The organism is Rhizobium sp. LCM 4573 (assembly GCF_001854865.1).
Taxonomy (GTDB): Bacteria; Pseudomonadota; Alphaproteobacteria; order Rhizobiales; family Rhizobiaceae; genus Neorhizobium.
Genome location: NZ_MDDW01000001.1, coordinates 553467 through 566114, shown reverse-complemented (window position 1 = coordinate 566114; position 12648 = coordinate 553467). Strand labels below are relative to the sequence as shown.

Annotated in this window: 16 protein-coding genes; 3 read left to right on the top strand and 13 right to left on the bottom strand. The window is 62.7% G+C overall.

Annotated elements, in window-relative coordinates; genetic code table 11:
• Positions 1-122: 122 nt before the first annotated feature.
• Complete coding sequence (locus LCM4573_RS02945; protein WP_071004315.1) at positions 123-995, bottom strand: EamA family transporter; 873 nt, start codon at positions 993-995, stop codon at positions 123-125.
• On the bottom strand, positions 992-1606 hold the full coding sequence (locus tag LCM4573_RS02940) for a nitroreductase family protein (RefSeq protein WP_071004314.1): 615 nt from the start codon (positions 1604-1606) through the stop codon (positions 992-994). The genes LCM4573_RS02945 and LCM4573_RS02940 overlap by 4 nt, the downstream gene beginning before the upstream one ends.
• Before the next feature lie 140 nt (positions 1607-1746).
• Here LCM4573_RS02940 and LCM4573_RS02935 point away from each other — a divergent pair, with 140 nt between their 5' ends.
• Positions 1747-2643, top strand: a complete 897-nt coding sequence (locus tag LCM4573_RS02935; protein WP_071004313.1) for a LysR family transcriptional regulator — start codon at positions 1747-1749, stop codon at positions 2641-2643.
• 22 nt (positions 2644-2665) lie between these two features.
• On the opposite strand, the gene LCM4573_RS02930 is transcribed toward LCM4573_RS02935, so the two are convergent.
• The 5 genes from LCM4573_RS02930 to LCM4573_RS02910 all read right to left on the bottom strand — a co-directional run bounded on the left by LCM4573_RS02930 (position 2666) and on the right by LCM4573_RS02910 (position 6426).
• Positions 2666-3427 carry an amino acid ABC transporter ATP-binding protein gene (locus LCM4573_RS02930; RefSeq protein ID WP_071004312.1) on the bottom strand — a complete coding sequence of 254 codons (762 nt, stop codon included), beginning with the start codon at positions 3425-3427 and terminating at the stop codon, positions 2666-2668.
• Positions 3424-4104, bottom strand: coding sequence for an amino acid ABC transporter permease (locus tag LCM4573_RS02925; RefSeq protein ID WP_071004311.1), 681 nt, complete (start codon positions 4102-4104; stop codon positions 3424-3426). The genes LCM4573_RS02930 and LCM4573_RS02925 overlap by 4 nt, the downstream gene beginning before the upstream one ends.
• A gap of 95 nt (positions 4105-4199) precedes the next feature.
• Positions 4200-4973, bottom strand: a complete 774-nt coding sequence (locus LCM4573_RS02920; protein WP_071004310.1) for an amino acid ABC transporter substrate-binding protein — start codon at positions 4971-4973, stop codon at positions 4200-4202.
• A gap of 227 nt (positions 4974-5200) precedes the next feature.
• Positions 5201-5473, bottom strand: a complete 273-nt coding sequence (locus tag LCM4573_RS02915; protein WP_071004309.1) for a DUF2312 domain-containing protein — start codon at positions 5471-5473, stop codon at positions 5201-5203.
• A 161-nt stretch (positions 5474-5634) separates the two neighbouring features.
• Positions 5635-6426: an N-formylglutamate amidohydrolase gene (locus LCM4573_RS02910; RefSeq protein WP_071004308.1), complete on the bottom strand. Its 792-nt coding sequence runs from the start codon at positions 6424-6426 to the stop codon at positions 5635-5637.
• Positions 6427-6672: 246 nt separating this feature from the next.
• On the opposite strand from LCM4573_RS02910, the gene LCM4573_RS02905 reads away from it, so the two are divergent.
• Entirely contained in the window at positions 6673-7104 is a 432-nt protein-coding gene (locus LCM4573_RS02905; protein ID WP_244505238.1) for a DUF1036 domain-containing protein, read from the top strand.
• A complete protein-coding gene (pyk, locus tag LCM4573_RS02900) occupies positions 7104-8543 on the top strand; it encodes a pyruvate kinase (protein WP_071004306.1) in 1440 nt (479 codons plus the stop codon). The genes LCM4573_RS02905 and pyk overlap by 1 nt, the downstream gene beginning before the upstream one ends.
• A 56-nt stretch (positions 8544-8599) precedes the next feature.
• Here pyk and LCM4573_RS02895 read toward each other — a convergent pair whose 3' ends face one another.
• The 6 genes from LCM4573_RS02895 to LCM4573_RS02870 all read right to left on the bottom strand — a co-directional run bounded on the left by LCM4573_RS02895 (position 8600) and on the right by LCM4573_RS02870 (position 12463).
• Entirely contained in the window at positions 8600-9643 is a 1044-nt protein-coding gene (locus LCM4573_RS02895) for an alpha/beta fold hydrolase (RefSeq protein WP_071004305.1), read from the bottom strand.
• A gap of 27 nt (positions 9644-9670) precedes the next feature.
• Positions 9671-10303: a hypothetical protein gene (locus LCM4573_RS02890; protein WP_071004304.1), complete on the bottom strand. Its 633-nt coding sequence runs from the start codon at positions 10301-10303 to the stop codon at positions 9671-9673.
• A 95-nt stretch (positions 10304-10398) separates the two neighbouring features.
• Positions 10399-10524, bottom strand: coding sequence for a type B 50S ribosomal protein L36 (gene ykgO / locus LCM4573_RS02885; protein WP_003497670.1), 126 nt, complete (start codon positions 10522-10524; stop codon positions 10399-10401).
• A gap of 129 nt (positions 10525-10653) precedes the next feature.
• Positions 10654-11733, bottom strand: a complete 1080-nt coding sequence (locus tag LCM4573_RS02880; protein ID WP_071004303.1) for a 5-(carboxyamino)imidazole ribonucleotide synthase — start codon at positions 11731-11733, stop codon at positions 10654-10656.
• 21 nt (positions 11734-11754) lie between these two features.
• Positions 11755-12246, bottom strand: coding sequence for a 5-(carboxyamino)imidazole ribonucleotide mutase (gene purE, locus LCM4573_RS02875; RefSeq protein ID WP_046794629.1), 492 nt, complete (start codon positions 12244-12246; stop codon positions 11755-11757).
• A 13-nt stretch (positions 12247-12259) separates the two neighbouring features.
• Complete coding sequence (locus LCM4573_RS02870; RefSeq protein ID WP_046794628.1) at positions 12260-12463, bottom strand: YdcH family protein; 204 nt, start codon at positions 12461-12463, stop codon at positions 12260-12262.
• Between the last annotated feature and the right edge of the window lie 185 nt (positions 12464-12648).

Genomic DNA, 12648 nt, shown 5'->3' with positions numbered 1-12648 from the left:
TGTCGACCCTGCGGCGGCTCCTGCCTGGAAAGGTTCGGCGGTTGCGGATTTAAAAAGAAAACCCGCCGGATGTTCCGGCGGGTTTTCGCATTCTGGATTGCCGCGAGGTGTTCGCTTTCGAGTTATCGCGTGGCCGGCTGTGGGCTGGGGGACTGGGCGCGATGGCTGAGCTGGATGCTGGCGACCACCAGAAGGCTGCCGACGATCTGGACGGCGCTCAGGGTCTGGTCGAGGAAAATCCAGCCAAGCAGGACCGCGACCATAGGGCTCAGAAGGAGAAGCGACGAGGCCACGGAGGGCGGCAGGCGCGAGACCCCGCGGAACCAGATAACATATGTCACCGCGGCACCGATCAGGCTCAGCCATGCCAGCCCCAGCAGGTTGGTTGTGGTCAGCGGCGGCAAGGACGGCTCGAACCAGAAGGCTACCGGCAAAAGGAGAATGCCACCTGCCGTCAGCTGCCAGGCCGTGAAGGTCAAGAGCGAAGCCGGTGGCTGCCAACGCCTGCTCAGCACGGTGCCGGCTGCCATGGAAGCAGCGCCCGCAAGGCCGGCGATGATGCCGAGCGGATCGAGTGCGGCGCCCGGAGCAAGAACCAGCATCGCCACGCCGACCAGGCCGGCGATCGCGGCGACGACCGACAGAAGATGGATCGGGCTTCCGAGCAGGAGGCGTGCGAGCACGACGACGACCAGCGGCTGAATGGCCCCGACGGTTGCGGCGATGCCGCCTGGCAACCTATAGGCGGAGATGAAGAGCATGGCCTGGAAGAAGGAGAAGTTGAGCACTCCCAGGATCGCAATGCGCATCCACCATGTGCCCCAGGGCAGCTTGCGGACGAAGAGCAGCAGGAGCAAGCCGGCCGGCAGTGCCCGAAGCACGGCGACCGTGAGAGGATAGCCCTGCGGCAGGAACTGGGTGGTGACGATATAGGTGCTGCCCCAGATGGCCGGCGCGAGAGCCGTAATCAACAGATCGAAGCTGGATGTTTTCATAGTAGGTCCAAGACCTCCGAGACGGGACGGCGGGGCTTTTGCGGCCAATTGCCTTCGGCGGCGCGGCCGACGGCAACCAGCAATGCAGGTATTTCATCGGGTTCCAAGGAGAATTCCTTCCGGAGCGCTTCCTGATCGAACCCGACCATGGCGCTGGAGGAAAGGCCGAGCGCTTCGGCGGCGTAGATGAGCGTCGCAGCACCAAAGGTGGCGGAGCGCAGCGCCTCGTCCCGGGCCGCCTGCGAACCTCCATATTGAGCATCGGCGCCTTCGCGCCAGGCATCGGCAATGGCGGGCGGCATGAAGCCCGCGTCGACGAAGGGCCGCAGCCGATCGGGAAGGGTGGCGGCATCGGGCAGCCTGCCGCAGAGGATGAAGGTAACGGCTGCGTCGCTCACCTTCTTCTGCCCGTAGGCGATGGCGCGCAGCCGGGCCTTGGCCTCGGGCGACTGGACCGCGATGAAGCGCCAGTTCTGCAGATTGTAGGCGGTGGGCGCCCGTGTCGCCAGGCCGACCAGCCGCTCGATATCGGCGGCCGGCAGGGCATGGGCGGGATCGAAGTGATTGGCGGAAATGCGTTTCTCGATGAGAGCAATGGTCGGATGGGTCATGGGGCGATCTCTGAGTGCGGTCTTCGCGCCTCTTTCGGCGCTTCGGGCAGTCCTTGCGCTGCCAGTCTGTTTTACCGGATTCACCTGATGGGGATAATCGGCTATATGGTGATCTGATTATTCACTATTGGAAAATAAACATGGATCGACTGACCGCGCTGAATGTTTTCCGTCAGGTGGCGGAACTGAGGAATTTCGCCGAAGCCGGTCGGCGGCTCGGCCTCTCGCCGCCAGCCGTCAGCAAGAACATCAACGAACTGGAAACGCATCTGGGCGTCCGTCTGTTCAACCGCACCACGCGTCGGGTCAGTCTTACCGAGGCGGGGGTGGTCTATCTCGACCATGTCGCCCGCATCCTGGACGGATTGAAGGAGGCCGACCGTGCCATGGGGCCGCTCCAGGATGCGCCGAGCGGGCTGCTCAGGGTCGCGGCTCCGATGACGGTGACCCTGACGCGGCTATCGGCGGCGATCCCCCGGTTTCTTTCGCGATATCCCGACCTGTCGCTCGATCTCAACCTCGACGACAGGCGGGTGGATATCGTGAGCGAAGGCTATGACATCGCCATCCGCGGCCGGGACCATCTGGAGGACACGAGCCTGATTGCCCGCAAGCTGGCCTCCATGCCGCATGTGGTCTGCGCAGCACCTTCCTATTTCGAAGCCTTCGGGCGGCCRGCAACGCCGGAGGACCTGGCGGGGCACGATTGCATCCAGTTCAGCCTTTCGGGAAATGCCGACATGTGGGAATTCCGCAAGGAGGACCGCGTGGCGCGCATCGCCATCAACGGCCGCTACAAGGTGACGTCCAGCCTGGCAGTTCGCGATGCGCTGCGGGCCGGCTTCGGCCTCAGCCTCATTCCTCGCCCCTATGTCCAGGAGGATCTGGAAAAGGGGCTGCTGCAAACGGCGCTCGAGGATTGGTCCACCGCGGACACGAACCTCTATGCCATCTATCCGTCCCGGCGGTTTCTCGCCCCGAAGCTCAGGGTATTCCTCGATTTCCTGGTCGAGGAATTCAAGGAGTATCCCGCCTGAGCCTAGGTTAGCGAACCGGAGTTCAGATGTCGTAGCTATGGGCGGCGTTGATGGTCGAGATGAACTGCTTGGTGCGTTCGTGTTCCGGGGAGGCGAACATCGACCGCGCGCTGCCGGTCTCGACGACCCTGCCGGCTTCCAGGAAGACGACGGCATGGGCAATGCGGGATGCCAGGCGCAGGTCATGGGTCGCCATCACCATGGTCGTCCCCTCGTTGGCAAGCCTACCCAGCACGTCGACGACTTCCGCGGACAGTTCCGGGTCCAAGGCGGAGGTCGGCTCGTCGCAGAGCAGCACGCGCGGCGAGGGGGCAAGCGCGCGTGCGATGGCTACGCGCTGCTGCTGCCCGCCGGAAAGCGTCGAGGGCCAGGCATCGGCCTTGTGGGCCATGCCCACCTTGGTCAGCAGTTCCATGGCGCGGGCCTGAGCCTTTTCCCGCGGCCATTTGAGGACGGTGACCAGTCCTTCCATGACGTTTTCGATCGCGGTGCGATGGGGGAAAAGCTGGAAATTCTGGAAGACCATGCCCGTCTGGCGGCGGATTTTCTGGATCGACTGCCAGCCGACCTTCCTACCGGGCTGGAAGTCCAGCCGCTCCTCGCCGATGCGGATGGAGCCAGAGGTCGGGATTTCGAGGAGGTTTATGCAGCGCAGCAGCGTGCTCTTGCCGCCGCCAGACGGGCCGACAAGCGCGGTGACGCTGCCTTCCGGAATCTGAAGATTGATATCCTTGAGGATGACCGCATCGCCGAAGCGCTTTTCGATATCCGAAAGCTCGATCATGAATTTGCCTCCAGCATGCCGCCATAGCGGGCAAAGCGCCGTTCCAGACGGACCTGCAGCGCCGACAGAACGGAGCTCAGGGCGAGATAGATGAGGGCGGCCTCGATATAGAGAATCAGCGGCTCATAGGTCGTGGCCACAATCCGTTGGGCGGACTGGAAGAGCTCCGGCACGGTAATCGCGGCGGCAAGCGAGGTATCCTTGACCAGCGATATGAACGTGTTCGACAGCGGCGGCACGGCGACGCGCGCGGCCTGCGGCATGATCGTGCGGCTCATCGCCTGGCGCCAGTTCATGCCGATGGAATAGGCGGCTTCCCACTGTCCCTTCGGCACGGAAGAGATGACGGCGCGGATGATCTCGGAACTGTATGCCCCGATATTGAGCGTGAAGCCGATCAGGGCCGCGGGAAAGRCATCGAGCAGGATGCCAATGCTGGGCAGGCCGTAGAAGATGACGAAGAGCTGCACCAGCAGCGGCGTGCCGCGAATGACCCAGACATAGMAACGCGCGACGAGCGCAACGGGCACGGGGGCAAACAGGCGCGCGACCGCGGTGGCCAGGCCGAGAATGAGCCCGAAGACGAAGGAAAGCAGTGTCAGCGGGATCGTGAACTTGATACCGGCCCACAGAAGCGTGGGCAGCGAATCCGCCATCAATTGAAGCCAGTGCGGCACGATGCGACCCCTTGAAATGACAGGCCCGGCCGGCGGCCGGGCGTATCAGACTAATAGTTCATGTCGGGTGCGCGGGGAACCCGGGGTTTCCGCGGTTATTTGGAGACGTCCTGCCCGAAATACTTTTCCGATATCTTCTGGTAGGTGCCGTCGGCCTTGATGTCGGTCAAGGCCTTGTTGATGGCTTCGAGCAATTCCGGTTCGCCCTTGCGGATGATGATGCCGGAATAATCGGCGTTTTCCTGCTCGGCGGCGATCTTCACCGGCGCGTCGGGCTTCTGCTTCTTGAAGTCGAGGAAGGAGAGGCTGTCATTGATCGTCGCATCGGCGCGGCGCGTCAGCACGAGCTGGATGGACTGGTCGAAGCCGTCCGTGCCAACGAGTTCGGCGCCTGCCTGCTCGGCGAGCTTGCCGAAATTGCTGGTCAGCGACTGGGCGGACTTCTTGCCCTTGAGATCGGCAAAGCCCTTGATGTCCTCGTTATCTTCCCGGACGATCAGGACGGCCTTCGAGGCGATATAGGGCTCGGAGAAGTCATACTTCTGCTTGCGCGCCTCGGTGATGCCGACCTGGTTGATGACCGCATCGTACCGCTTGGCGTCGAGACCGGCGATCAATCCGTCCCATTTTCCCTCGATGAACTCGGCCTTGACACCGAGCTTGGCGGCGATCGCCTCGCCGATCTCGACATCGAAGCCGACGAGCTTGCCGGTCGCATCATGATAGGTGAAGGGCGCATAGGTGCCTTCGGTGCCGATCTTGATGGCGCCGGCGGATGTGATGGCGGCGAGGTTTTCGCCAGCGAGCGCCGGCATCAGGGCGGCCGCCTGGATCAGCGTGGCGGCGGCAATGGTTTTCAACCAACTCATTTCATTAATCCTTTCGAAGCTGGCAGATGGTGGCGCATACATCGCAGAAAATGGGGAGGTTCGAAGGAAAGAAAACTGCAAAGAAAACGGGCAGATGCAAATATTTTTCTCAAGCTTGCCGCGATCCGGGTGGAGCGAGGCCAAGCATTCAGAGTTTCGGTGCGTGGGGCAAACAAAAACCCGCCGGGAGGCCGGCGGGTTGAAGGTATCGGATGGCCGCGTGCCGATCAGGCGGCGTCCTGGTCCGGCGGAGACTCGATCATGCCGAGCGCCTGCAGATAGGTATCGAGGATCAGGTCCTCTTCCATGCGCTCCTGCTCGTCCTTCTTGCGAAGCGCGATGACCTTTTTCAGAATCTTGGTGTCGAAGCCCATGGACTTCGCCTCGCCATAGACGTCCTTGATGTCGTCGGCGATCGTCTTCTTTTCTTCTTCCAGCCGTTCGATGCGCTCGACAAATGCGCGGAGTTGGTCGCGGGCGACGCCATGTGCATCAGACATCGAGTGTCTCCTGATCTTTGAAAATTCGAATGAGTGGTCGTCAACTGCCGAAAAGCCGCCGCAAGGTCAAGGGCGAATCCCCGACAGATCAACCATGCGCGGGTTTGTTTATGCCGAATGCGGCTTTTTGAGCATCCTCGGGTTCTGACCGGTGGATATCTTCAGGCCGGGTAAGGCCCGGTGCGGGAAGGGAATATCGTATATTCATGCAAGGCGGGATTGGCGTTGAGCGTCCGGAAGATCGGCGCGAGCCGGTCCGCCCAGGCATCGATGCCAGCCTCGCCGGCGATCAGGTCCTGCCGGATCTCCAGCAGCGCATGCGGCGTGCCGGACATCATGCAATGCCGGTACATGGTGTCGCCGCGCAACGCGCCGTCATAGGGCTCATTGTCTCCAACCAGAATATCGCCGGGCTGACGCAACAGTTCCAGCAAGGGCAGCACGGCGCGATGGTCGCTGTCCCACAGCACGGCGGCATGCCAGGGGCGGGGCACGCCCTTCCAGGCCGGCGTGAAGGAATGCAGCGAGAGCACGAGCGGGGCATGGCCGGATGCGCCGGCCTTGGCGAGCGTCCGCTCCACTGCGCGGTGATAGGGCCTGTGATAGGTATCGAGGCGGAAATTCCATTCCTCCTCGGTGATCGGGTAATTGCCGGGAATGATCGCGCCGTCGGAAATCTTCATGACGAGGGTCGGGTCATCCTCGCCGCGATTCGGGTCGATTAGCAGTCGGGAGAAACAGCCGAGCACGGCCGGCACGTTCAGCATGGCGGCGAGCCTGCGCGTCAGGCCCTCTATACCGATGTCGTAGGCGATGTGACGCCGGAAGGCCTCGTCGGGCAGGCCGAGGGTTCCATAGGCCGGCGGCAGGCGGTTCATCGCATGGTCGGCGAGAAGCACCATGCCGCTGTCATAATCGCCGTCTATGATTTCGAAAGGAATGAAGTCCTGCATGTCGCCGAAACAGTAAATCAAGAAGTCATGGATGGATGGGTGTTGATGGCATGCGCAGAATGCGGGCGCAAGCAGTGCCAGCGTATGGTGCGATACAGTTCCTTCCAAGAACGAGGCTATAATCGATTAGACCTTCGTTGACTTTCGCAACCTGTCGCGCGAAGAAAGTCTCTCACGAATAACCATGGAGTCCCATCGGAAACCGTGTCGAAGAGATCCTCCGTTTTTCCCATCCGCTCCTTTTCCATTTTCCCGGCACTGGCATTCGCAGCGGCGCTCGGTGCGCCGCTCTTTGTCGCCGATGCCGCACATGCGGATTTCCGCGTCTGTAACGGGACCCAGAACCTCGTCGGTGTGGCGATCGGCTACCGGGCCGAGGAAGGCTGGACCACCGAGGGCTGGTGGCAGGTGCCGGCCTCCACCTGCGCCACGCTGATCGAGGGCGAGCTGAAATCCCGCTATTACTACCTCTATGCGGAGGATGCCGCGCGCGGCGGCCGCTGGACGGGCGACATCAACATGTGCGTCGCCGAAAACGAGTTCAAGATCGCCGGTGTTCAGGACTGCTTTGCCCGCGGCCATCAGCGGATGGGCTTCAAGGAATATGACACCGGACGACAGGGAAGCTGGATGGTCCAGCTTTCCGATACGCCTGCCACGCAGGAAGGCCAGAATTGATGAAGCGTAATCGTAAAGTAAAAATCCTCGCGACGCTGGGTCCCGCCTCGTCCGAGGAGGAAATGATTCAGAAACTGCACGAGGCAGGCGCCGACCTCTTCCGCATCAACATGAGCCATGCCAGCCACGACGTGATGCGCAGCCTGATCAAGCGCATCCGTGCTGTGGAAGCCCGCTCCGGCCGGCCGATCGGCATTCTGGCGGACCTCCAGGGGCCGAAGCTGCGCGTCGGGAAATTCGCCGCGACCAAGGTTGCACTGACGCCCGGACAGACCTTCACGCTCGACAATCGCGACGAGCCGGGCGATGAAACCCGTGTCTTCCTTCCGCACCCGGAAATTCTCGAAGCCGTGAAGCCCGGCCACCGGCTGCTGATCGATGACGGCAAGCTGACGCTCAGGGCCGAAAAGACGGATGGCAAAAGCATTGTCTGCACCGTCGTCGCCGGCAACGGTATTTCCGACCGCAAGGGTGTCAGCCTGCCCGATACGCTGCTCCCCGTCGGCGCGCTCACCGACAAGGATCGCGTCGATCTCGACGCCGTGCTGGCCACGGACGAAGTCGACTGGGTGGCGCTTTCCTTCGTGCAGCGGCCGGACGACCTTGCCGAAGTGCGCAAGATCGCCCGCGGCCGCGTCGGCATCATGTCGAAGATCGAGAAGCCGCAGGCCCTGGAGCGCATCGACGAGATCATCGAGCTTTCCGACGCGGTCATGGTGGCGCGCGGCGACCTTGGCGTCGAAATGCCGATCGAAGCCGTTCCGGGCATCCAGAAGCAGTTGACGCGCGCTTGTCGCCGCGCGGGCAAGCCCGTGGTCGTTGCTACCCAGATGCTGGAATCGATGATTACCGCGCCGGTGCCCACGCGCGCCGAGGTTTCGGACGTTTCCATCGCCGTCTTCGAAGGCGCCGATGCGATCATGCTCTCCGCCGAATCCGCGTCCGGCCAGTATCCGGTCGAGGCGGTCTCGATGATGGCGTCGATCGCTCACCAGGTGGAGCAGGACCCGCTCTATCCGACCATCATCTACGCCCAGCGCGCGACGCCGGAAGCGACGGGGGCGGATGCCATTTCGCTTGCCGCCCGCCAGATCGCCGAAACGCTGAAGCTCTCGGCAATCGTGACCTATACCTCGTCCGGCACGACGGGCCTGCGCGCCTCGCGCGAGCGGCCCCAGGTGCCGATCATCGCGCTCTCGCCGATCATCCAGACGGCGCGGCGGCTCTCCGTCTGCTGGGGCCTGCATTGCGTCGTCACGCATGACGCCACCGATCTCGACGACATGGTCAACCGGGCTTGCCGGATCGCGGTTTCGGAAGACTTCGGCAAGCCGGGCGACCGGATCATCATCTCGGCGGGCGTGCCGCTTGGAACTCCCGGTGCCACCAATATGCTGCGCATCGCCTATATCGGCTCGGACGGTCAGACGGGTGTCTGAAGACAAGCCTCATTCAGGAAAAGAACCCGCTGGAGCGATCCGGCGGGTTCTTTTCTTTATGAGGTCTTTTCGATCGAAAGATCGATGATCGGCTCGGGCTCCGCTGCACGAGGGGCGAGCCTCGTCTCGGCGATGCGTGCAGCAGCCTCAAGGTCCCGCTCGAACCCTGAGAGTTTCTCTATCGCCGCGATTACCACATCGGTCGCCATGTAATCCGGCTTGTGGCCGAGATTGCGGATGAAGACGAGCTCGGACCCCTCGATATCGCGCGCCAGGCCGCGCGAGTGGATTTCCTCGGCAACGATTGCGTCACTATCTCCGGTGACGACGATCGTCGGGGCCGCAATCTCGCGGTAGCGCGGTGAAACGCGAGTCACATATTCATTCAGATTGGCCACATCGATCGCATTGTGACGGAATGCCTTCGGCCTCAGCACCAGCGCCGGCGCGCCATCCGAAAGATAGGTTTCGGGTCGCGGATTGGGGTGGAAGACGGAGTGCGTCGCGCGCTCGATCAGCGCCAGCCCGGCCGGAAGTGCAAGCAGGCGGCTGAAGAGCCAGCCCGAAAAGGGGCGCTTGGCGAGCTTGTAATACCAATCGATATCGCCGGGCCAGGGATGCGTGGCGGGTGCGAGGAGGAGAAGGCCGAGCGTCTTTTCCGGATGATGGAGGGCGAAACTCGCGGCGATCGCCGCGCCGAAGGAGTGGCCGCAGATGATCGCGCGCCCGATGCCGCGCTTCTCCATCAGCCTTGCTATCGCCGCCGCCTGCCCATCCGGAAAGCCGTTCTCGGGTCCGCCGCGCTCGGAATAGCCGTGGCCGGGGCGATCGACGAAAAGAAGTTCAGCGCGGCCTTCGAGCGGCCTGCGGAAAGCCGTCTCCTGATCCTTGAGATTGCCGCTCGCGCCATGAATGAAGACGATCGGCGGGCACTCCGCCGGGGCGCGGGCGGGGACATGCAGCGAGTTCATCGAAAACCCGCCAACGTCTACGAGTTCTCCCCCATTCGGGAATTCGGCCTCGATGGCGGAGGCCTTCCAGGCGGAGAAGCCGAAGGCGGCTGCGATCAAGCCGGCGAAAACGAGAGGCAGGAGGAGCATGGAAGGCAATATAGCAGCAGCCGGCTGTTACGTCCTGCTGCCGGCGAGCTTCTCGGAAATTTTCGTCACTGCTTCCTGCGCATCGCGATCGGCCGGATAGATTTCGAGATAGCGTTCCCAGGCCTTGAGAGCGAGTTCATCCTGTCCGGCCTCGGTGAGGATCGCGGCCATGCCGGCAATCGCGCCGAAATGGCGAGGCTCGCGCTTCAACACCTCATTGATGTCACCCATGGATTTGCGTTTGTTGCCCATGGCGTAGTGCAAGGTGGCGCGGCGGTTCCAGGCTTCCGTATAGGCGGGCTGCAGCAGCGTTGCCCGATCAAGGAAATCGAGCGCGGCGGCGTTGCGCTTCTCCTCCACCGCAGTGGAGGCCCATTGCATCAGGAGGTTGACGGTGGGGCTGCCGGAATCGCTCATCTCGGTGGCGATCTGGCTTGCGATGCCGCGCGCCTTGTCCGGATTTCGCTCGCGCTTCAGCGCCTCGAACAGCGGATTGAGCGGATTGGCGGGCGCTGGGGCTGCCTGCGGAGCGGGCGCGGGTGTCGTCGCCTCGGGAGCGGGTGCAGGGGAGGGAGCCGCGGCATCGGGCGCCTGCGCCCAGCCGGGTGGGGCAAGAAGGGCGGTGCCGAGAATCAGGGTCGCGAAACGAAAACAGCGCATGCGGATAAGGTAATCCGCATGCGCTGAAGTTCAAACCCGAATTGTCGCGTTATCGACAATGTGATCGGCGGCAGCGCAAAAGCTGCCGGTATCGATCAGCCCTGGCGGGCCTTGAAGCGCGGGTTCTGCTTGTTGATGATGTATACGCGGCCCTTGCGGCGAACCAGACGGTTATCGCGATGACGAGCCTTCAGCGCCTTGAGCGAGTTCTTGATCTTCATTGTACTGGTCCAGCAGTCTGTGGGCCTTTTTGAGGCCGCTTGTCTTTCTATCAATCAAAAGCGCGCCGCCTGTTGGTGCGAGGGGCGCGCTCTCAGTTGGGGTGCAGATAACCCGAGCTACCGCATCTGTCAACCTTGCGAGGGCGTTTTCCGGCCCTTCAATTCGGTCACATGCCCCATTTTCCGGCCGGGCCGGGCTTCCGTCTTGCCGTAGAGATGCACCAGCACGTCCTTTCGGGCGAGCCATTCGGGCACGGCATGGATGTCGTCGCCGACGAGATTCGTCATTACGCAATCGGAATGGCGGGACGAATCGCCCAGGGGAAGACCGGTGATGGCGCGGATATGCTGCTCGAACTGGGAGACGACCGAGGCCGCTTCCGTCCAATGGCCGGAATTGTGGACGCGCGGGGCGATCTCGTTGGCAATCAGCCGGCCGTCCACCATCACGAAGAACTCCATGCCGATGACGCCGACATAATCGAGCGCGGCGAGCAGTTTCTCCGCGGATTCTCGGGCGGCTTGCGTCGCATCCTCCGAAATGTGGGCGGGCAGGGTAGAGGTGTGGAGAATACCGTTCCTGTGGACGTTTTCCGCCGGATCGTAGCACGAAACCCTGTCGTCCCTGCCGCGTGCGGCGATGATCGACACCTCGCGTTCGAAAGGCACGAAGCTCTCGAGGATGAGCGGCACGCCRCCCAGGGCCTCAAATGTCCCTGCCGGATCGTCGGCTGCGGAGCGGAAGACGCGCTGGCCCTTGCCGTCATAGCCCAGGCGGCGGGTCTTCAGCACGCCCTTGCCGCCGAAATCAGCAAGCGCCGCTTCGAGGTCGGCCTGGCTGCCGACGGCATGGAACTTCGCCGTCTCGATGCCGCAGGCATTGAGAAATGTCTTCTCGGTCAGCCGGTCCTGGGAGACCTCCAGCGCCTTGGCGGGCGGATAGACGGGAACCGTCTTCTGCAACGCTTCGGCGGCGGTGACCGGCACGTTCTCGAATTCATAGGTCACGACGTCCGAGCGGCGCGCGAGTTCGGCAAGAGCGGCGGGATCGTCATAGGCGGCGGCGATCTGTTCGTTCGCCACTTGGGCGGCCGGACAGTCCGGCTGCGGCTCGAGGATGACGGTGCGGAAATTCAGCCTTGCGGCGGCGACGGCAAGCATGCGGCCCAATTGTCCGCCGCCGATGATGCCGATCGTCCTGATGGTCATATGGTCTTTACTCTCGGGCACTCAATCGATCGGATAGTCGGCAACGGTGGCGGTCTGGCGGAGACGCCATTCATCGAGCCGATCGGCGATATCGTCGTCCTGCAGGGCGAGCACGGCGGCGGCGAGCAGGGCGGCATTGATGGCGCCGGCCTTGCCGATCGCCAGCGTTCCGACGGGAATCCCGGCCGGCATCTGCACGATCGAAAGCAGGCTGTCCTGGCCGGAAAGCGCCTTCGACTGCACCGGCACGCCGAAAACCGGCAGTGGGGTCATGGCGGCGGCCATTCCCGGCAGGTGGGCGGCCCCACCCGCGCCGGCGATGATGACCTGGAAACCTTCCTCGCGGGCGCCCTTGGCGAAGCTCACCAGGCGGTCGGGCGTGCGATGCGCCGAAATGATACGAGCCTCGTAACCGATATCCAGCGCTTCCAGCGTATCGGCGGCGTTCTTCATGGTTTCCCAGTCGGACTGGCTGCCCATGATGATGGCTACGGCGGGTCTTTCTGGCGACATGATCGGGCCCTCCTTACGCAATGATATCCGGGATGATCTGGTCCTCGAGCTGGCTCATCTTATCCTTCAGCGCGAGCTTTTTCTTCTTCATACGCTGGATTCGCAGAGCGTCGCATCCGACCTGGATCATGGCATTGATGGCAGCGTCGTAATCCTCGTGCTCCTGGCGGAGCCGCGCGAGCGCCAGCCTGACATCCGCCTGTTCCTGATCGGCCATTTTTCCTGTCCCTATTCCGCTTCCGGTCTCTGCCTGGTTGCCGCGACGTGCGCAAGCTCCTACCACCAAATGCCTTTAACTGGAAGTTAGGCTTCGCCATGATTTTGCCGCGCCGATAACAAGATTTGACCTTCGACAAACGGCTCTGATCGTGTCACACTCCCGTCGCAAACCTGAAGCCTCCG